Raw genomic sequence first — 17,858 nt, forward strand, 5'->3', positions numbered from 1 at the left:
AACTGTTGCTGACATTGTGGTTTTCGGGTCAGAAATTTCCCCAATTACCGTCAGAAAACGCACGGGAATGATTGTGCATATGGCGAAACGCATGCCATAAAGCCGCACCCGAAAGAACGAGACGATCAAATGGACTTATTGAATGCGTTAGTCGCGCTGGCAAACTTTGTCATCGTGCCTGCGGTTGCTTACGGCAGTCAGCTGGCTCTTGGGGCGCTGGGGGTCACCCTCATCTACGGCATCCTGCGGTTTTCGAATTTTGCCCATGGTGACACGATGGCCTTTGGCGCGATGATTGCTGTGCTGGTCACCTGGGGCCTGCAAGCCGCCGGGGTAAGTTTTGGCCCGCTGCCCACCGCCCTGCTGGCCCTGCCCTTTGCGATACTGGGCTGCATCGTTCTGGTGCTGATCACCGACCGTCTGGTGTATCGGTTCTATCGGGAGCAAAAGGCCAAGCCGGTGATCCTTGTGATCGTCTCAATGGGTGTGATGTTCATCATGAACGGCCTTGTGCGGTTCGTCATCGGGCCGGATGATCAGCGGTTCTCAGACGGCGCGCGATTCATTGTTTCCGCTCGCGATTTCAAGGCAATGACCGGTCTGCGCGAAGGGCTTGCGATCAAGACCTCTCAGGGTATCACCGTGGTCGTCGCCGTAGTCGCCGTGGCGCTGCTATTCTGGTTCCTGAACAAGACGCGTACCGGCAAGTCGATGCGCGCGTATTCCGATAACGAGGATCTGGCGCTGCTCTCGGGGATCAACCCCGAACGCGTCGTGATGATCACTTGGATCATCGTGGCAGCTCTGGCGACCACGGCTGGCGTGTTGTACGGGCTGGACAAGAGCTTTAAGCCCTTCGTTTATTTCCAGCTGCTGCTGCCGATCTTTGCATCTGCCATCGTTGGTGGCCTCGGCAACCCGCTCGGCGCGATCGCAGGCGGGTTCATCATCGCGTTTTCCGAAGTGACGATCACCTATGCGTGGAAAAAAGTGCTGACATACGTTGCGCCCGAGGGCCTCGAACCATCCGGATTGGTCCAGTTCCTGTCCACCGATTACAAATTCGCCGTCAGCTTTGTCATCCTGCTGATCGTGCTTCTGTTCAAACCTACGGGTCTGTTTAAAGGGAAAGCGGTATGACCGAGTCCGTCAAAAACACGCTGCTTTTCGTGGTTGTAGCTGGATTGATCCTGCTGACCGGATTTACCCAAAGCTGGAACGCAGCGATCCTGATCCTGAACATGGGGCTGATCTCGGCCATCATGGCCATCGGCGTCAACTTGCAATGGGGATTTGCCGGCCTGTTCAATGTTGGTGTCATGGGTTTTGTTGCGCTGGGCGGTCTGGCGGTTGTGCTGGTTTCGACACCTCCGACAGCCGGAGCATGGTCCTCAGGCGGATACGGTATCGTTTTGGCATTGCTGTTGGGCGCTGCGACGGTTGTTGCGGCCGTGCTGGTTGCGCAGAAAATGCCAAAGGGGCGCGTGCGGACACTATCGATCATCGCCATCCTGATCGTTGGCTTTTTCATCTATCGCGCGGTCTTCGACCCTAGTGCGGCAGCTGTCGAGGCAATCAATCCCGCCGTGGAAGGCAACCTTGGCGGCTTGAACCTGCCGGTGTTGCTCGCCTGGCCTGCTGGTGGTCTGCTGGCCGCTGGTGCTGCGTGGCTGATCGGTAAAACGGCCCTTGGCTTGCGTTCGGATTATTTGGCGATTGCGACGCTTGGCATTGCCGAAATCATCATCGCGATCATGAAAAACGAGGACTGGCTGGCCCGCGGCGTCAAGAACGTCTACGGCATCCCGCGCCCCTCGCCTGTCGTTGGATACGAAGTCGAACTGCAGAACGACCCCAACTTTATTGCCCGGGCGGACTGGTTTGGGCTGGACCCAGTTATCGCGTCGACCCTTTCGGTCAAGCTGGGCTACTCGCTGCTGTTCATGATCGTTCTGCTTGTCCTGTTGTGGATGGCCCAGATGGCGCTCAAAAGCCCATGGGGCCGCATGATGCGCGCCATCCGCGACAACGAAGTCGCAGCCGAAGCCATGGGCAAGGACGTCACCCGCCGTCACCTGCAGATTTTCGTTCTCGGCTCGGCCATCTGCGGAATCGCCGGCGCGATGATGACAACGCTGGACGGGCAACTTACCCCCGGCACCTACAACCCGCTGCGGTTTACCTTCCTCGTTTGGGTCATGGTGATCGTAGGTGGGTCCGGCAACAACTTTGGTGCCGTTCTGGGCGCATTCCTGATCTGGTTCCTGTGGGTTCAGGTCGAGCCGATGGGTTTGTGGTTCATGAACCTGATCACCGCAAGCATGCCGGATGGCAGCGCGCTCAAGTCGCATCTGATCGAAAGCGCTGCGCATATGCGCCTGTTCACGATGGGGCTTATTTTGCTGATCGTGCTCAGATTCAGTCCACGGGGTTTGATCCCCGAAAAGTAAGATCACAGGCCATCAATTCTCGAAACCGCGCTAACTCTTTGGCGCGGTTTCTTGATTTCATGAGGCGTTCAGATTAGACGACCCTCAGTACCGCCATGATCCAGCCCTCTTTTTGGCCAGTATTTACGCTAATTTGACCCTTGGCCCGCGATCATTCGGGAAATCTACGAGTATAAGAAGAGTGCACATGAATACTTCCCTCACCAAAACGATCCTTATTGTCCCGCTGCTGTTCGCTGTGGCGGGGTGTATTCCCTCTCCGGAAGATCTGGAGACGACGCCGGTCAAAGTCCAAACGCCCAAAGGCGAGGTCACTTGTCAGCTATACCGTCAGGACCGCGTAACCTGGGATCGGGCAATCAACTTCCCGGCGACCAAGATGTCAGTTCCCGAGGCGGATGCCTATTGCCGGCAAGAAGGTCAGCGTCGTCTTAAGTAGGATAAGCGTCGGGCAAGAATACTCCTGCCCGACAGCCCCTATCTGGCTTTGAACAAACCGCCAAGAATGCCACGCACGATGCGGCGGCCGGTTGTTCCTTTCAGCTCTTTGATCACGGCCTCGCTCATCGCGGTGGCAAACGTGTCTTTCTTGCGCATTACGCGCGAGGATGACCGCCCGACCCGACTGCCGGAATAGCGTCTTGCGGTCGCGAATTCCCGTTCTGCGGTTGATTTGGCTTCCAACTGCTCTTCGGCCTCAGCGGCGGCCTGCGCTGCTGCATCGGCGCGGGTTTGAAGGATTTCAAACGCAGACTTCCGGTCCGTCAATTTACCGTATTTCGCATTCATCGCCGAGGCATCCATCAACGCCTTCCGCTCGGCCTTGGTGATCGGCCCCAGTTGCGATCCGGGCGGGCGGATCAGGGTCCGTTCGACAATCCCCGGTACACCTTTCTTTTGCAGCATCGAGGTCACCGCCTCACCCACGCCAACCTCACGGATGGCCTCTTCGGTATCGAAGGCAGGGTTTTCGCGATAGGTTTCCGCCGCAAGACGCAGGTTCTTGCGATCCCGCGCCGTGAACGCACGCAATGCATGCTGAACCCGGTTGCCCAACTGACCAAGTATATCCTCGGGAATATCTGCCGGGTTTTGCGAGATGAAATAGACGCCGACGCCCTTTGAGCGGATCAAACGCGCGACCTGCTCGACCTTGTCGACCAAAACCTTGGGGGCGTCATCGAACAAAAGGTGCGCCTCGTCAAAAAAGAAAACAAGCTTGGGTTTGTCCGGATCACCAACTTCGGGCAATTCCTCGAACAGCTCGCTGAGCAACCAAAGCAGGAAGGTCGCATACAGGCGGGGTGATCCCATTAGCTTGTCGGCAGCCAGAATATTCACGACGCCCTGCCCGTTTTCGTCCACCCGCATCAAATCGGCCAGTTCCAGCGCGGGTTCTCCAAACAGCTTGGTGCCCCCTTGATTTTCCAGCACCAGCAGACGGCGCTGGATGGCTCCGATTGATGCGGTAGAAACATTCCCGTACCGCAACGACAGCTGGGCGCGATTTTCTCCGATCCAGACAAGCAGGGACTGAAGGTCCTTGAGATCCAGCAACGGCAATCCTTCCTCGTCAGCCACTCGGAACGCGATGTTCAGAATCCCTTCCTGCGCCTCGCTCAGATCCATCAGGCGCGATAGCAAAAGAGGTCCCATCTCGGTCACGGTTGTACGGACGGGGTGCCCCTGTTGGCCGAACAGGTCCCAGAACGTGACCGGGCAAGCCGCATAGGTGTAGTCGGAGAATCCGATCCGTTGCGCCCTGTCCTGAAACGCCCCATGAAGCTTATGGCTCTGGCTGCCTGCCTTGGCCAAACCGGACAGATCGCCTTTGACATCGGACAGAAAAACCGGGACGCCCGCCTGGGAAAACCCCTCCGCCAAGATCTGCAATGTCACGGTTTTGCCTGTCCCCGTTGCCCCTGCGATCATGCCGTGGCGATTGGCATATTTCAGCGTCAGCGACTGCGGTTGGCTGTAGTCGTTGCCAGAACCGCCCAAAAAGATGTTTTCGTCCATGAATGTAAGGCCTTATTTCCACCGATCTGCGGCCAGCATACAAAGTTAACCTTTACCTGCGAAAGTCTAATTGCTGCCCTCGTGGTTCAGGTTGCGGGGCGGCAGTTTTCCTCCCTGTCGACTGACCGCGCCTTCGGGCGCGGTTTTTTTCACAAATCATGGCCGAGGCATTAAAAATTCAGGTTAGCAGTTGACCGCTGCGCCCGCCTTTCGTAACGTCTGCGCATAACTAAGTCGGCCAGTCCGACGGGGAGAACATTCTATGAAAGGGAGCCGCTCCACCGGCTCCCTTTTTCCTTGGCTGAAACGCAGGCCGAGCCGGTCTGGGCGGCAAAAAAACGTTCACATCCTGAAATGGCCAACCTTAGCCCCTGACAGCATCAACCAAGGGTGATAGACCAAAGCAAAATAAACACATTGCCGAGGCATTCATGATCAAGAACACTCTATCCGTCAGCCTGATGACTGCCGCCCTGTGGTGCGGGGCCGCTTACGCGCAGGAAGCGACGCAGGAAACCGAACAACAGCCCGAATCCTCGCAGACCGAGGCCGGAAACGATCTGGATCTGGGTGAATCCGGACCGCGAATTGGCGAGCAATACGTCAAAGAAGAAAAAGGCGACTGGTCGATCCTGTGCATCAAAACCAATGCGGATGAAGACCCTTGTGCTATGCGTCAGATTTTGACTGGTGAGCAAGGCCAGCCGATTGCGGAAATCACCATTGAAAGGCTTCCCGAAGGCGCCGCTGCCGTCGCAGGCGCAACCGTGGTCGTACCCCTTGAAACGATGCTGCAAGCCCAACTTGCTCTGTCTGTGGATGGCGCACCGGGCAAGCGCTATGACTATCATCACTGCAACCCCGTCGGGTGCCTTGCGCAACTGGGCTTTACCCAGGGCGATGTGGACGCGATGAAAGCCGGCACCAAGGCAACCCTGTCGCTGGTTTCGGTCCTCGCACCTAGCCAACTGTTGGAAATGGAAGTGTCGTTGGCTGGCTTCACAGCCGGGTTCGACGGCCTGAAAGTCCTACAGAACTAAGATTCTCCAAAACAATAAAGCGCCGCCGAACTGCCTCGGCGGCGCTTTTGCGTCAGATAACTTGATTTACACCCGTTTTAAGGCCAGCACAGCGTTGAGCCCACCAAACGCAAAAGCGTTGCTAAGCGCCACGTCCACTTTTGCCTCACGCGCTTCATTCGGCACTACGTCCAGCGCACATTCCGGGTCCGGCTCTTCGTAGCCAATGGTTGGGGCAACCACACCATCCCGAAGCGCCATGATACAGGCCAGCAATTCCACCGCGCCGGTCCCGCCGATCAGGTGGCCGTGCATTGACTTGGTGGACGAAATCATCAGTTCATCAGCGTGCGGACCAAAAACATCCGCGACGGCCGCGCATTCCGTCTTGTCATTAGCCGCCGTGCCGGTTCCGTGCGCGTTGATGTACCCCACCTTGTCGGCGCTCAGGCGTGCATCTGCAAGTGCGCCCGACATGGCACGGGCAGCACCTTGTTTGCTGGGCATCACGATGTCCGACGCATCCGAGGACATTGCGAACCCAACAACTTCGCACAGGATATCGGCACCGCGGGCGCGCGCATGTTCGTACTCTTCAAACACGAACACCCCTGCGCCTTCGCCTTGAACCATACCGTTGCGGTTTGCGCTGAACGGGCGGCAGGCGTCCTTCGACATGACGCGCAGCCCTTCCCAGGCTTTGACGCCTCCAAAACACAGCATGGATTCGGAACCACCGGTCAGCATCGCCGGAGCCGCGCCACTGCGGACCATCTGGAACGCCTGCGCCATTGCGTGATTGGACGAAGCGCAGGCCGTCGAAACGGTAAAACTGGGGCCCTTAAGGTTGTGCTCCATCGACACGTGGCTGGCCGCCGCGTTGTTCATCAGCTTGGGCACGACAAACGGGTGTACCCGGTTCTTACCGTCTTCGTATACCGAGCGGTAATTGTCATCCCAGGTCGAAACACCTCCACCGGCGGTGCCTAGAACAACGCCGGAACGGGCGGCGAGTTCGCCGTGAAACTCAATCCCTGATTGATCAATTGCTTCTTTCGCGGCTGTCAGAGTGAACTGCGTGAACCGGTCGTAAAGGCTCATCTGTTGGCGGTTAAAGCGACCTTCGGCCTCAAAACCGCGAACCTGACCACCGATCTTGATGGCCAACCGGTCGACATCACGAAACTCAAGCTCGGAAATGCCGCAACGCCCTTCGCGCATTGCCTCTAGGGTATCGGGCACCGAGTGGCCCAGCGAATTGATTGTACCGGCCCCGGTAATGACGACGCGTTTCATGAGATTATGTCAGACCTTTTCCGACACCAGCTTTTCGATACCGGCGATAATCTTCGCCACGTTCGAAATATCAAAGTCGCTGGCCGTTGGCTCATTGGCGTTGAACGGAACCGAGATGTCGAATTCTTCTTCGATGGCGAAAATACTCTCGACCAATCCCAGGCTGTCGATACCAAGATCCTCGAGCGTGCTTTCGGGGGTCACATCCGATGGCTCCAGCACGGCCTGCTCTGCAATGATTGCGATGACGCGGTCGCTGATGCTCATGTCGATCCTCTGATTATCATGTTGTGGTTGATTTAATCGCTCGGAGCCTGTTTGGAAACAGCCTTTTTCAGCGCCTCGACGTCACGTGCCAGCCGAGGCAGGCGTCGTTGCGCTTTGTAAATGTCTGTATGGGTTTCCATTTTGATGCCCGGATAGCCCATGATCACGCGTCCCTTGGGCACATTAGACAGGATTTTCGTACCCCCGCCCGAGATCACACCATCACCGATAAAAATGTTGTCGACCACACCGGTCTGGCCGCCCAAAACTACGTTATTTCCGATCTCAACTGAGCCAGATACGCCAGTTTGCCCGCACAACAAGCAATCCCGACCAACGCGCGTATTGTGGCCGACATGAACCAGATTATCGAGCTTTGACCCATCGCCGATGCATGTGTTCCGGATGGTGCCATTGTCGACGGTGCAATTCGATCCAACCTCGACGTCATTGCCAATTTCCACAGCGCCAAGGGAGTGGATACGCAGCCAGCTTTGCGCGCGTACTTCGCCTTGATCGCCCATGGTTTTGCGAGCATTCTCGGCACCCGAGACCTCGGGCGTTACAAAGCTGAACCCATCACCACCAATCCGCGCACCCGGCTGTGCGATGAAACGGTCGCCAATTTTTGCGCGGGCTCCAATGCTCACCATCTCACGCAGCACCGCATTTTCACCAAGAACTGAGTCAATTCCAATTACGCAGTGCGGGCCGATGACGGCGCCTTTGCCGATGCGAACACGCGCGCCGATAACTGTCAGGGGCCCAATCGAGGCACCTTCGCCAATTTCCGCAGTTGGGTCGATCACGGCTGAGGGATGAATACCGGGCTCAACCCCCTGCCCGCGATCCAGCATCGCGGTGACCCCGGCCATCGCCATGCGCGGACGCGGCACGAAAATCGCGGCCTCCAATCCCATTGCCTGCCAGTCCGCACCTTCCCACAAGACCGCAGCGCGAGCTGAGCCCGCGTTCAGCGCGTCGGCGTATTTCGGTGACATCGCCATTGCCAGATCTGTTGGCCCGGCGTCGGCCGGTTCTGCGGCGCGCTCTATAACAACGGTCAGATCGCCTTGGCTGTCTGCGCCCAAGGCTTCGGCAATTTGCTCAATGGTATACTGCATGACGGGCTTCCCGAATTAAGGACCTGCCCCCGGTGCTTACCCCTGAACGTCCGGCAGGGCTACCCCTGCTTTCTGCAGAGCCTCCCAGATTTTGCGATCGCGGTCATAGACGTCGCGACGATACTGCACTTCACCCTTCGGGCCGATATAGGCCGTGCGATAGATCAGGTGAACCGGCACGTGCTTTTCAAGCTGGACAGTCGTTTCTTTACCGGTCGCCAAAACACGGTGGAAGAACGCCTTGGGGTCTTCCTCCTGTTTGGCCAACAGCGCATAGGCGAACTCAAACGGTTGCGCCAACCGGATACACCCGTGCGAGAATGCCCGCACCTCACGTGCAAAAAGGGATTTCTGAGGTGTATCATGCAGATAGATGTTGTACTTGTTGGGGAACATGAACTTCACCAGCCCCAACGCATTGCTTTTGCTGGGGGGTTGGCGCATCGCAAACGGGAAGTTCCGGGTGTTAAATTGGGTGAAATCCACAGCGCCCCGGTTCACCACTCGACCACTACGGTCCGTGATCTGGATATGACCTACCGCGTTGGGGTTCGACTGCAGTTTTGGCAGATATTCCTTCGTAATGATCGAGCGCGGCACATACCAACTTGGGTTGATGACCATATGCTCCATCTCGTCCGAGAATTCCGGGCTGCGACGGTCATGAACGTTCTTTCCGATCACAGCGCGAGTTTCGAAGGTCACACGGCCATCGTCCACGATCTTGGCTGAGAAATCCGCCTGGTTTACCAGGATGTGTCGCTCGCCCCGTTCGCGCGGCAACCAGCGCTCGCGTTCCAGAGCAACATAGACGGCCTTAAGTCGTTCGGAAGCACTGCGGTTAAGCTCGGCGATGGTACCTTGTCCGGCCACGCCATCCGGTGCCAATCCGTGCGACTGCTGAAACTCCTGAACCGCAGCCAGCATCGCATCGCCGAAGGTCGGGCTTGCAGTTGGCCGCAGATAACCCATCGAAATCAACCGGTTACGCAGCTTAATTACATTAGGACCTGTGTCACCGTGCTCAAGCTTATCCTCGGGAACGCCAACACCCCAACCCCCTTGATTGACCAGCGCCTCAAGTGCGATTTTTTGCTTCATCAACGCCCGATACTGGGTGGATTGCGGTGCGAGTTGATCAAAATAGGCATCGCCATCCGCAGCGAGCAGACCCTGCAAATGCTCGGACGCTGATCGCCGCGCAACCTTCCGGACCAGCCCTTCGTCAATGTCCGCCGGGCGCAAAGCACCTGAATACAGGTCACTTGCATAATTTACGAATGCCTTGGTAAGCGCGATTTCGACCGCTCCCAAATCTCGGAGAGAATTGGCGTCCTGCATTTGGGTCAACAGCGATTGCACGTCATACGGTCCGTCGGGCAGACCATGCAGATGCGTCGAAGACAGCTCTTTAATCAATCGTGCCCGCCGCGCCTCGTGCGCCGTCGTATTGCCGACCCAGATCGGCGAAAAACCACTGGTACGATAGAAATCGGCTATGCCAGATCCTGCCGAGGCAAATTCAGCAACGGCCATCTGAAAGGCTGTCTCAGTAGATGTCTGTGCAGTTGCCAAAGAGGCAGACGCCGAAATGCAAGCGGCGAAAATGAGACTCGTTGGCAACCGAAAAAATGCTCGCATGAGATGACCCTGATTATTCAATAACTTGCGCATTCTGAGGCGCGTGCCGAACAAATATGGTTTTCAGCCGGACATTTTGTCCATTCACAAATACATCAATATGTCGCATCAGTTTGCTCCTGATGCGCGTTTGCATCGGCCATGTCGCGCCAAAGCCTAATTGCCTCAATATTATACCAAATTGCATCACCTGCGCAAAAAACTGCCGAAAATTCCCCCTTGAAAAGATGAATGTGAAAGATTTCTTGGCTGCCTTTTGCGACTGTGTCATAAATCCCGCATCTGGGATGGGAAAAAATTAAGATCGCGCGCGTAACATCGTGTGCAGGCAGGAACAGTACGGGACGAAACAAAATGACCACGAGCAGTACATCGGGTTTGACCCGGCGTGCCCTATTGGGCGCATTCGCGGCAACAGCAGTTGTAGCAGCACCGACTTATTCCAATGCAGCAGGTTTTTTGCGTGGCGGCGGTGATATCCGTCGTATTCGCATGTATTCGGGCCGCACCGGCGAACGGATTGATATGGTCTATTGGGTCGACGGCAAGTACATCAAGGACGCCGTCAAGGAAGTGAACCACTTCATGCGTGACTGGCGAACCGATCAGGTCAAGTCTATGGACCTGCGCACCATCGACATCATGGCTGCATCTCACAATCTGCTGGATGTCAACGAACCCTATATGCTCCTATCCGGCTACCGCTCCCCCCAGACCAACGCGATGCTCCGTTCACGGTCGCGCCGTGTAGCAAAGAATTCGCTGCACATGAAAGGCCAGGCCGCTGACCTGCGCCTGTCCTCGCGCTCGGTTTCCCAGATGGCCAAGGCGGCCATGTCCTGCCGCGCCGGTGGTGTCGGCAAGTACTACCGTTCGAACTTCGTCCATATGGATTGCGGTGAAGTTCGGTCGTGGGGCGGTTGAGCCCCTCCATAACACGTTTCGTTTCTGACCGTTATCGAGCGCCGCCAGGCGCTCTTTTGCGTTTTGCCGGAACGTTCTGGGCCATATAGGGAAAAACCAGTCGTTCAGATCTTATTGTGAGATTTAGGCGAACCTCAGGGAACTTTGGCCTGCGGTTTCGGCCCTTGTTGATACAGGTTAACCCGGGACGAGCTGCGAACGCGCTCAATTACTGCGACAACACTCTTCCGTCCGGTTGATCAGCTACCACGCCGCTGGGCTCCGCCAATACCGGTAACTTCCGCCTTCGTATCAAGGACAGTGGGGCGGATCACCTGCGGACACTACGGCGACGCCCAAGTCTTACCTCCCTACGTGGCAGACACCAAAAGCAAAAAGGTTCGGCTGCTCACTCCAAGCGCCTTCCAACCTGTCAGGGTTACGATCAAATTGGATATCAAAAGAGTAAACCTATGATCACGACAATCATTGATGTCATTGCCTTTTTCCTTCTGGCCGCGGCGCAGAAACTTGGGTGCCAAGCCGGGGAGTTCCGACATCAAATCAAGGATAGCGACGACAAGCCACCCGTTGTTGTCTTCGCACTTGTCGCTGGGGTGGCCGCCTATTTGCCACTGGTTTTTACGTGATTTCAGCCCCATCCCTGCGAGGCGCCAGTATTGCAAATGGCATGGCTACTTCGCGTGAAGAATGAGCCGCACCTAAGCCGGTTTAAAAAATCCCTCTATGTTGCAGCTCTAGCGAACGTCCTTACTTGCGCCACCAGGCAACGCCAAACACTAGATTCCAGCGGCCCCAAATCAGTGTCAAAAACAGCATGCAACGAAGCTCACTGCCTAACCGTTTTGTCAGAACTTAAAATAAGAGAATGGCGCACCTGAGAGGATTCGAACCTCTGGCCTCTGCCTTCGGAGGGCAGCGCTCTATCCAGCTGAGCTACAGGTGCCTTGGCCGTTAGCTAACCTTGTTCCGAACCGGGTGCAACTGGAAATCGACAGCTGCTAACCCGGTTTCACGCAAACAAGTCATGCGCCAGTTCCAGCGCGTCGATCAGGGTATCGACCTCGTCCGTGGTGTTGTACAGACCAAAGCTTGCGCGACAGGTCGCAGTCACGCCGTAGAAATCCATCAGCGGGCCGGCGCAGTGGTGACCGGCACGGACAGCGACGCCTTTCTTGTCCAGAATCGTCGAGACATCATGCGCGTGTCCCGCCCCATCCAGCGTAAAGCTGAAGATCGCGGCCTTGTCAGGGCGCGTACCCTGAACCTGCACCCAGTTCAGACCCGTCAGCTTCTGCATCGCATAATCGCGCAGGCCCGCCTCATGCGCGGCAATATTCTCCATCCCCAGATTCATCATGTAATCCAAGGCAGCACCAAGGCCGATGGTTTGAACGATGCCCGGTGTACCGGCCTCGAACTTCATTGGCGGGTCGTTGTAGATCACCTGATCCTTGCTGACCTCTTTGATCATGTCGCCGCCGCCAATAAAGGGGCGCATTTCGGCCATACGCTCGGATTTGATGTAGATCGCGCCCGAACCAGACGGACCGTAGAGTTTATGCCCGGTGATCGCGTAGAAGTCACATCCGATATCCTGCACATTCACGGGCATATGCACCGCACCCTGGCTACCGTCGACCAGCACCGGAACGCCCTTGGCATGCGCGCCTTCGGAGATGGCTTTGACATCAACCACAGTGCCCAGAACGTTCGAGCACTGTGTCACGGCGACCAACTTGGTTTTCGGGCCAATCGCATCGATTACGGCCTGCGGGTCCAGACCACCGTCGGCGTCCACATCGACCCATTTCAAGACAACGCCCTGCCGTTCGCGCAGGAAATGCCACGGAACGATATTGGCGTGGTGCTCCATCACGCTCAGCACGATCTCGTCCCCGGCCTGCAGGCGCGGCATGGCCCAACCGTAAGCGACAAGATTGATTCCCTCGGTCGTGCCCGAGTTCAGTACGATCTCATTCTCGTTGGCCGCCCCCAGAAAACGCGCGATGGTGCCGCGAACGGCCTCGTATTTCTCGGTCGCAAGATTCGACAGGAAATGCAGACCACGGTGAACGTTCGAGTATTCCTCGGCATAGGCCCGCGTCACAGCATCGATGACGACCTGCGGCTTTTGCGCCGAAGCACCGTTGTCCAGATAGGTCAGCGGTTTCCCGTTCACTTCCCGTGAAAGGATCGGAAAGTCAGAGCGAATTTTCTGAACATCATACATGGTCTTCTTTCCCTATACAGGGCCGCCGGGCGTTAGAACGAGGACAAAGGGCACTGCAATCAAGGCAGACAACACTATGACCCCGAAGGACTTTGCAAGCGAACCGAACTGGTGCGCTTCATTCAGGAAATGGAGCGTGACGTAAAGGCTGATCAGCGCTGTGGCGAGTAAAAACATCAGCATCAGGAACGGCAGCGCGATCATGATGATCAATGTAATCAACAGCGCGGCGATCTGCAGGAACTGCAGCCAGACCGTCAACGTCAGAATATCGTCAAATGTCGCGCGACCACCGAGCAGCCGCCCAACAAACAAAAAGGCCGCAACGCTCAGCATCATGGCCCCTGCGGAACGGAGCAGGCTTAGAAAGATAGGCTGCGGAACCGGGGCAACCTCACCTTCCGGCAGAGGGATAAGCTGATCGATGCCAAGCTGGACAAGCCCGTTCAGCACAACAGCCAAAGAAAAAGCCAGCCACAAAACCTCACGTCCCGGGCGCATGTCCAGCAATCTCCGCGCTGCTTGTGCGGGGTTGGTCAGGGTCATTATCGCAAGTTCGACGATGCCAGCGGGGTTCATTCCAGATGCCTCTGCGCTTGTCTGAGGCCTGCTATCCAGAACCAGAGAAAAAGAAAAAACCAGACGGCTCCTACGACTGTCAAGGCTGGGCCGGGCCCAATAAATCCTGCGACAAGGCCATGCAACAGCAACACCGGTGTTGATGACAGCAGCGCCCAGAACAAGGCCAGTCGCGCACCGTAAGACGTACCGCGCCCTCCTACCAGCCGCGCCGCCCCATAAGAGACAAAGGCAAGCAAGTAGAAGAACAGGGGCAGGATAAAGACCGTTCCGAACAAACTTGCACCCATCAGTGCATTCAGTTCCACGCCTTCAAAATGTGCGCGCCGCGCCAGGCCAGGCAGTTGCGCGATGAAGGCCACGACACAGAAAGCCATGACAAACACCAACGCCCTGTCCTCGCGCGGGCCTAGGTCAAGCAAGCGGCGCACGACCTGTCCCGGCCCCCGATAGGTGGCCACGATATCTGACGTCAAAGGCATCAGATGTGCCGCGACAACCAGCCTTCAAGGCGGTCCACGATGGCCTCGGCCAGCGCTGCGTCCTCGATCTCGTCAACTGCTTCGGCCAGAAACGCCAGCGTCAGCATGTTGGTGGCGTCCTTCATCGGAACACCGCGCGAGCGCAGGTAGAACAGCGCCGTCTCGTCAATCGCGCCCGAGGTCGAACCGTGTGAACAGGCGACATCGTCGGCGTAGATTTCAAGCTCGGGCTTCGCGAGGAACTGGCTATCGTCATCCAGCAGCAATGATTGGCTGATCTGGTAACCGTCGGTCTTCTGAGCGCCTTCCTTGACCAGGATCTTGCCCTGGAACACGCCGGTCGCGCCATTGCGCAGAACCTTCTTGAAGACCTGTCGGCTTTCACAGTTCACCGCATCATGCGTGATGAATACCGTGTCATCGTGGTGGAATTCACCGTCGCCGACGCATGCGCCCGCCACATGGGCAACCGCATCGTCGCCGGTCAGTTCAATCACCTGCTCATTGCGAGTCAGAATGCCATTCACCGTCAACGTGAAGGACTTGTAGACCGATTTCTGACCGAGGCGGGTGAACATGTGCGTGGCCGCACGACGCTCGTGATCCCTACCCTGCGCGCGCACATGATGCAGCATACCGCCGTCAGCGATGTCGATCTCCATGCACTTATTGAAACGCGATGCTGCCGGACCGTTTTCGAGGATCGTCACCTCAGCACCGCTTTCTACACGAACGATATGGTGCAGCATGGCGTCAGAGGTTTCCGACGCATGGCGATAGATCAGACTGATCGGCTTGGACGGTTTACCAGTCACATGGATCGCAACCCCGTCTGCCGCAAACGCCGTGTTCAAAGCCGCCAGTGGCCGTTGAACCGGAGACTGCCCGCGCGCTTCAAGAACGCCGTACAACTCTTTGGCCCAATGGATATCCTTGCAGCAGATATCTTCGATACGTTCGACTTTGACGCCTTCCAGTTCCAGATCGTCCGATTCCTCGGGGCTGAACACGCCATCGATAAAGACGATCTTCAGACGGTCGAGATTGCCGAACAGCAGCGGCTCATCCGAATGGAACAGCGCAGCACGTGGCGCTTCGGGCGAGATCAGCGTGTCCGGGCGCGTGTATTTCCAATACTCGTCGCGCCGACCCGGCAGACCCATCTCCAGCACTCGGGCCAGCGCATCTTCGCGCGCGGCGCGGGTGCAACCGGCGTCGGGCATAGTTAGCGCGGCCAGCCGCGCCTCGGTCGCGGTTTGTTTAACTTCGGGCAGCGCCATCAGTTCACCTCGGCCAGAATGTCGGCATAACCATTGCTTTCAACTTCCAGCGCCAGATCGGGACCACCGGTTTTCACGATCCGACCATCTGCCATGATGTGCACAACATCGGGTTTGATGTGGTCCAGCAGACGCTGATAGTGGGTGATCACCAGAAAGCCACGGCCTTCGTCTCGCAACGCGTTCACGCCTTCGGCCACCAGCTTCATCGCATCGACGTCCAGACCCGAGTCCGTTTCGTCCAGGATGCACATCTTGGGTTCCAGCATTGCCATCTGCAGGATTTCGTTCCGCTTCTTCTCACCACCCGAAAAGCCAACATTCACCGGCCGCTTGAGCATATCCGCGTCGATCTTCAGCGATTTTGCCTTGGCGCGAACCAGCTTCAGGAAGTCGGCGGCCGACAGTTCCTCCTCACCGCGCGCCTTTCGCTGGGCATTCACGGCGGTACGCAGGAAGGTCATGTTACCAACACCCGGAATTTCGACCGGGTACTGGAATGCAAGGAAGACACCGGCAGCAGCGCGCTCTTCCGGTTCCATTTCCAACAGATCCTCGCCGTCCAAAGTGGCCGAGCCTTCGGTCACTTCATACCCGTCGCGGCCCGACAACACATAGCTGAGGGTTGACTTGCCCGAACCGTTCGGGCCCATGATCGCGTGCACCTTGCCTGCCTCGACGGTCAGGTCGACGCCTTTGAGGATTTGCTTTTCTTCTTCCTCAAGTTTCACGTGCAGGTTTTTGATTTCCAGCATTTTTTGTCCTTTTGCGTAACGCAAGGGGCGTCCGATAGCCCCGGTCTATGTCTATCCCAGAATCCGACGCATGATGCGTGCCGCAACCCATCCAAGGATCGCTCCACCACCTACAGCCCAGACTGGGTTGATGAATTCCATATGGTTGGTGTTGACGTAGGCAACGCCCAGCAACCCGCCCAAAACCGGGAGCACGTAACCCACAAGGGTCAACACATCATCCTTACGGATGGACTTACCAGGCTTACGCGCCATCAGCCAACCGAGCCTTCCAATGAGATTGCAACCAGCTGCTGCGCTTCCATCGCGAATTCCATTGGCAGCGCCTGCAGGACGTCCTTGCAGAACCCGTTGACCACAAGTGCCACGGCTTCTTCCTCGTCCATGCCACGCTGGCGGCAGTAGAACAGCTGATCTTCATCCACTTTGGAGGTTGTCGCCTCATGCTCGACGCGCGAGGAATTGTTGCGGACCTCGATATATGGAACCGTATGGGCCCCGCATTTATCACCGATCAGCAAGCTGTCGCACTGAGTATAGTTGCGGCTGTCCTTAGCCTTGGGGTGCATCGAGACCAGCCCGCGATAGGTGTTCTGAGCCTTACCCGCGCTGATCCCTTTGGAGACTATGCGCGACTTGGTGTTCTTGCCCAAATGAACCATCTTAGTGCCGGTATCGGCCTGCTGATAGTTGTTGGTGATCGCGATCGAATAGAACTCGCCCTGGCTTTCATCGCCGCGCAGGATGCAGGACGGATATTTCCACGTCACCGCCGATCCGGTTTCAACCTGTGTCCACATCACCTTGGACCGGTCGCCACGGCAATCGGCACGCTTGGTCACAAAGTTGTAGATTCCGCCCTTACCGTTCTCGTCACCTGGGAACCAGTTCTGAACGGTCGAGTACTTCACCTCGGCATCTTCTTCGATGATGATCTCGACAACGGCTGCGTGCAGCTGCGCTGTGTCACGCTGGGGCGCGGTACAACCTTCCAGATAAGAGACGTAAGACCCTTTGTCCGCGATGATCAGCGTACGTTCGAACTGACCTGTATTTTCCGCGTTGATGCGGAAATAGGTGCTCAGCTCCATCGGGCAGCGCACGCCCGGCGGGATGTAAACGAACGAACCATCCGAAAACACGGCCGAGTTCAGCGTGGCGTAGAAGTTGTCTGAAACCGGAACCACGGAACCAAGATACTTCTTGACCAGTTCGGGATGCTCTTTGATCGCCTCTGAAATGGAACAGAAGATCACGCCGTGTTTTGCCAGTTCGTCCTGGAAGGTCGTTCCCACGGACACAGAGTCAAACACCGCGTCTACGGCGACCTTGCGGCCCTCGGCGGGCATATCCTCGGCCCCTTCAACGCCAGCCAGAATCATCTGTTCTTTCAGCGGGATACCCAGCTTTTCGTAAGTGGCCAGCAGCTTGGGGTCGACCTCGTCCAGCGACTTAGGCTTCTCTTCCATCGACTTGGGACGGGCATAGTAATACTGGTCTTGAAAGTCGATCTTGGGATAGTGGACCATGGCCCAGTTCGGTTCGTCCATCTTGGTCCAGCGTTCGAACGCGGCCAGACGCCATTCAGTCATCCACTCCGGCTCTTCATTCTTTTCCGAGATCAAGCGAACGATATCCGGGTTCACGCCCTTGGGGGCGTACTCCATCTCGATATCGGTATCCCATCCGTATTTGTAGGTTCCGACCTCGCGTACCGCATCCACGGTTTCCTGATCGACACCCTCTTTTACCTGGGTCTGGTCCAAAGCGGCCATATGACACCCTCCGT

The 17,858-nt window shown here is 56.9% G+C and carries 18 protein-coding genes and 1 tRNA gene; 6 read left to right on the forward strand and 13 right to left on the reverse strand.

The genetic code is table 11. The features are described 5' to 3' along the window. Positions 1-129 precede the first annotated feature (129 nt). The 3 genes from ACR0AA_RS08160 (at position 130) to ACR0AA_RS08170 (ending at position 2,889) form a co-directional block, all read left to right on the forward strand. Positions 130-1,140, forward strand: coding sequence for a branched-chain amino acid ABC transporter permease (locus tag ACR0AA_RS08160; protein WP_480661813.1), 1,011 nt, complete (start codon positions 130-132; stop codon positions 1,138-1,140). Then, positions 1,137-2,450: a branched-chain amino acid ABC transporter permease gene (locus ACR0AA_RS08165; RefSeq protein ID WP_480755820.1), complete on the forward strand. Its 1,314-nt coding sequence runs from the start codon at positions 1,137-1,139 to the stop codon at positions 2,448-2,450. The genes ACR0AA_RS08160 and ACR0AA_RS08165 overlap by 4 nt, the downstream gene beginning before the upstream one ends. A 187-nt stretch (positions 2,451-2,637) precedes the next feature. Then, a complete protein-coding gene (locus tag ACR0AA_RS08170; RefSeq protein WP_480755821.1) occupies positions 2,638-2,889 on the forward strand; it encodes a hypothetical protein in 252 nt (83 codons plus the stop codon). 38 nt (positions 2,890-2,927) lie between these two features. Here the strand turns inward: ACR0AA_RS08170 and ACR0AA_RS08175 are convergent, their stop codons facing one another. After that, positions 2,928-4,469 (reverse strand): helicase HerA-like domain-containing protein, encoded by a 1,542-nt coding sequence (locus tag ACR0AA_RS08175; RefSeq protein WP_480755822.1) that lies wholly within the window; start codon positions 4,467-4,469, stop codon positions 2,928-2,930. Between the two features lie 431 nt (positions 4,470-4,900). Here ACR0AA_RS08175 and ACR0AA_RS08180 point away from each other — a divergent pair, with 431 nt between their 5' ends. Then, positions 4,901-5,509, forward strand: coding sequence for an invasion associated locus B family protein (locus ACR0AA_RS08180; RefSeq protein ID WP_480661821.1), 609 nt, complete (start codon positions 4,901-4,903; stop codon positions 5,507-5,509). 66 nt (positions 5,510-5,575) lie between these two features. On the opposite strand, the gene ACR0AA_RS08185 is transcribed toward ACR0AA_RS08180, so the two are convergent. The 4 genes from ACR0AA_RS08185 to ACR0AA_RS08200 are packed head-to-tail and all read right to left on the reverse strand — an operon-like array spanning position 5,576 to position 9,816. Continuing rightward, positions 5,576-6,784: a beta-ketoacyl-[acyl-carrier-protein] synthase family protein gene (locus ACR0AA_RS08185; protein ID WP_480661823.1), complete on the reverse strand. Its 1,209-nt coding sequence runs from the start codon at positions 6,782-6,784 to the stop codon at positions 5,576-5,578. Positions 6,785-6,793: 9 nt separating this feature from the next. Further along, positions 6,794-7,051, reverse strand: coding sequence for an acyl carrier protein (locus ACR0AA_RS08190; RefSeq protein WP_480661825.1), 258 nt, complete (start codon positions 7,049-7,051; stop codon positions 6,794-6,796). Positions 7,052-7,083: 32 nt separating this feature from the next. Next, positions 7,084-8,175, reverse strand: a complete 1,092-nt coding sequence (lpxD, locus tag ACR0AA_RS08195; protein ID WP_480755823.1) for a UDP-3-O-(3-hydroxymyristoyl)glucosamine N-acyltransferase — start codon at positions 8,173-8,175, stop codon at positions 7,084-7,086. Positions 8,176-8,211: 36 nt separating this feature from the next. After that, complete coding sequence (locus ACR0AA_RS08200; RefSeq protein ID WP_480661829.1) at positions 8,212-9,816, reverse strand: L,D-transpeptidase family protein; 1,605 nt, start codon at positions 9,814-9,816, stop codon at positions 8,212-8,214. 354 nt (positions 9,817-10,170) lie between these two features. Here ACR0AA_RS08200 and mepK point away from each other — a divergent pair, with 354 nt between their 5' ends. Together mepK and ACR0AA_RS08210 are read left to right on the forward strand one after the other, a co-directional pair. Continuing rightward, a complete protein-coding gene (gene mepK / locus ACR0AA_RS08205) occupies positions 10,171-10,740 on the forward strand; it encodes a peptidoglycan L,D-endopeptidase MepK (protein ID WP_480661831.1) in 570 nt (189 codons plus the stop codon). Positions 10,741-11,192: 452 nt separating this feature from the next. Further along, complete coding sequence (locus tag ACR0AA_RS08210) at positions 11,193-11,369, forward strand: hypothetical protein (protein ID WP_480661833.1); 177 nt, start codon at positions 11,193-11,195, stop codon at positions 11,367-11,369. 240 nt (positions 11,370-11,609) lie between these two features. Here ACR0AA_RS08210 and ACR0AA_RS08215 read toward each other — a convergent pair. From ACR0AA_RS08215 to sufB, 8 genes are all read right to left on the reverse strand, one after another. Next, positions 11,610-11,686, reverse strand: a tRNA-Arg gene (locus ACR0AA_RS08215). Between the two features lie 66 nt (positions 11,687-11,752). After that, a complete protein-coding gene (locus ACR0AA_RS08220) occupies positions 11,753-12,973 on the reverse strand; it encodes a cysteine desulfurase (protein ID WP_480661835.1) in 1,221 nt (406 codons plus the stop codon). A gap of 12 nt (positions 12,974-12,985) precedes the next feature. Further along, a complete protein-coding gene (locus ACR0AA_RS08225; RefSeq protein WP_480661837.1) occupies positions 12,986-13,552 on the reverse strand; it encodes a YIP1 family protein in 567 nt (188 codons plus the stop codon). Next, positions 13,549-14,034, reverse strand: coding sequence for a YIP1 family protein (locus ACR0AA_RS08230; RefSeq protein WP_480661838.1), 486 nt, complete (start codon positions 14,032-14,034; stop codon positions 13,549-13,551). The genes ACR0AA_RS08225 and ACR0AA_RS08230 overlap by 4 nt, the downstream gene beginning before the upstream one ends. Next, positions 14,034-15,314, reverse strand: a complete 1,281-nt coding sequence (locus ACR0AA_RS08235) for a SufB/SufD family protein (RefSeq protein WP_480661840.1) — start codon at positions 15,312-15,314, stop codon at positions 14,034-14,036. Before ACR0AA_RS08235 ends, ACR0AA_RS08230 begins: the two co-directional genes overlap by 1 nt. Next, the gene (gene sufC, locus ACR0AA_RS08240; protein ID WP_480755824.1) at positions 15,314-16,069 is read right to left on the reverse strand and encodes a Fe-S cluster assembly ATPase SufC; all 756 of its coding nucleotides are present in this window, start codon (positions 16,067-16,069) and stop codon (positions 15,314-15,316) included. The genes ACR0AA_RS08235 and sufC overlap by 1 nt, the downstream gene beginning before the upstream one ends. 51 nt (positions 16,070-16,120) lie before the next feature. Continuing rightward, a complete protein-coding gene (locus tag ACR0AA_RS08245; protein ID WP_480661843.1) occupies positions 16,121-16,324 on the reverse strand; it encodes a hypothetical protein in 204 nt (67 codons plus the stop codon). Continuing rightward, a complete protein-coding gene (gene sufB / locus ACR0AA_RS08250; RefSeq protein WP_480661845.1) occupies positions 16,324-17,844 on the reverse strand; it encodes a Fe-S cluster assembly protein SufB in 1,521 nt (506 codons plus the stop codon). Before sufB ends, ACR0AA_RS08245 begins: the two co-directional genes overlap by 1 nt. Between the last annotated feature and the right edge of the window lie 14 nt (positions 17,845-17,858).

The organism is Ruegeria sp. CE8 (genome assembly GCF_056537465.1).

What these genes read in the sequence shown, in the direction of transcription:
- ACR0AA_RS08230 (WP_480661838.1), bottom strand. Translation starts at nt 14,034, where the DNA reads ATGCCTTTGACGTCAGATATCGTGGCCACCTATCGGGGGCCGGGACAG.
- ACR0AA_RS08190 (WP_480661825.1), bottom strand. Translation starts at nt 7,051, where the DNA reads ATGAGCATCAGCGACCGCGTCATCGCAATCATTGCAGAGCAGGCCGTG.
- ACR0AA_RS08200 (WP_480661829.1), bottom strand. Translation starts at nt 9,816, where the DNA reads ATGCGAGCATTTTTTCGGTTGCCAACGAGTCTCATTTTCGCCGCTTGC.
- ACR0AA_RS08220 (WP_480661835.1), bottom strand. Translation starts at nt 12,973, where the DNA reads ATGTATGATGTTCAGAAAATTCGCTCTGACTTTCCGATCCTTTCACGG.
- mepK (WP_480661831.1), top strand. Translation starts at nt 10,171, where the DNA reads ATGACCACGAGCAGTACATCGGGTTTGACCCGGCGTGCCCTATTGGGC.
- ACR0AA_RS08235 (WP_480661840.1), bottom strand. Translation starts at nt 15,314, where the DNA reads ATGGCGCTGCCCGAAGTTAAACAAACCGCGACCGAGGCGCGGCTGGCC.
- ACR0AA_RS08225 (WP_480661837.1), bottom strand. Translation starts at nt 13,552, where the DNA reads ATGAACCCCGCTGGCATCGTCGAACTTGCGATAATGACCCTGACCAAC.
- sufB (WP_480661845.1), bottom strand. Translation starts at nt 17,844, where the DNA reads ATGGCCGCTTTGGACCAGACCCAGGTAAAAGAGGGTGTCGATCAGGAA.
- ACR0AA_RS08210 (WP_480661833.1), top strand. Translation starts at nt 11,193, where the DNA reads ATGATCACGACAATCATTGATGTCATTGCCTTTTTCCTTCTGGCCGCG.
- ACR0AA_RS08185 (WP_480661823.1), bottom strand. Translation starts at nt 6,784, where the DNA reads ATGAAACGCGTCGTCATTACCGGGGCCGGTACAATCAATTCGCTGGGC.
- ACR0AA_RS08160 (WP_480661813.1), top strand. Translation starts at nt 130, where the DNA reads ATGGACTTATTGAATGCGTTAGTCGCGCTGGCAAACTTTGTCATCGTG.
- sufC (WP_480755824.1), bottom strand. Translation starts at nt 16,069, where the DNA reads ATGCTGGAAATCAAAAACCTGCACGTGAAACTTGAGGAAGAAGAAAAG.
- ACR0AA_RS08165 (WP_480755820.1), top strand. Translation starts at nt 1,137, where the DNA reads ATGACCGAGTCCGTCAAAAACACGCTGCTTTTCGTGGTTGTAGCTGGA.
- ACR0AA_RS08180 (WP_480661821.1), top strand. Translation starts at nt 4,901, where the DNA reads ATGATCAAGAACACTCTATCCGTCAGCCTGATGACTGCCGCCCTGTGG.
- lpxD (WP_480755823.1), bottom strand. Translation starts at nt 8,175, where the DNA reads ATGCAGTATACCATTGAGCAAATTGCCGAAGCCTTGGGCGCAGACAGC.
- ACR0AA_RS08245 (WP_480661843.1), bottom strand. Translation starts at nt 16,324, where the DNA reads ATGGCGCGTAAGCCTGGTAAGTCCATCCGTAAGGATGATGTGTTGACC.
- ACR0AA_RS08175 (WP_480755822.1), bottom strand. Translation starts at nt 4,469, where the DNA reads ATGGACGAAAACATCTTTTTGGGCGGTTCTGGCAACGACTACAGCCAA.
- ACR0AA_RS08170 (WP_480755821.1), top strand. Translation starts at nt 2,638, where the DNA reads ATGAATACTTCCCTCACCAAAACGATCCTTATTGTCCCGCTGCTGTTC.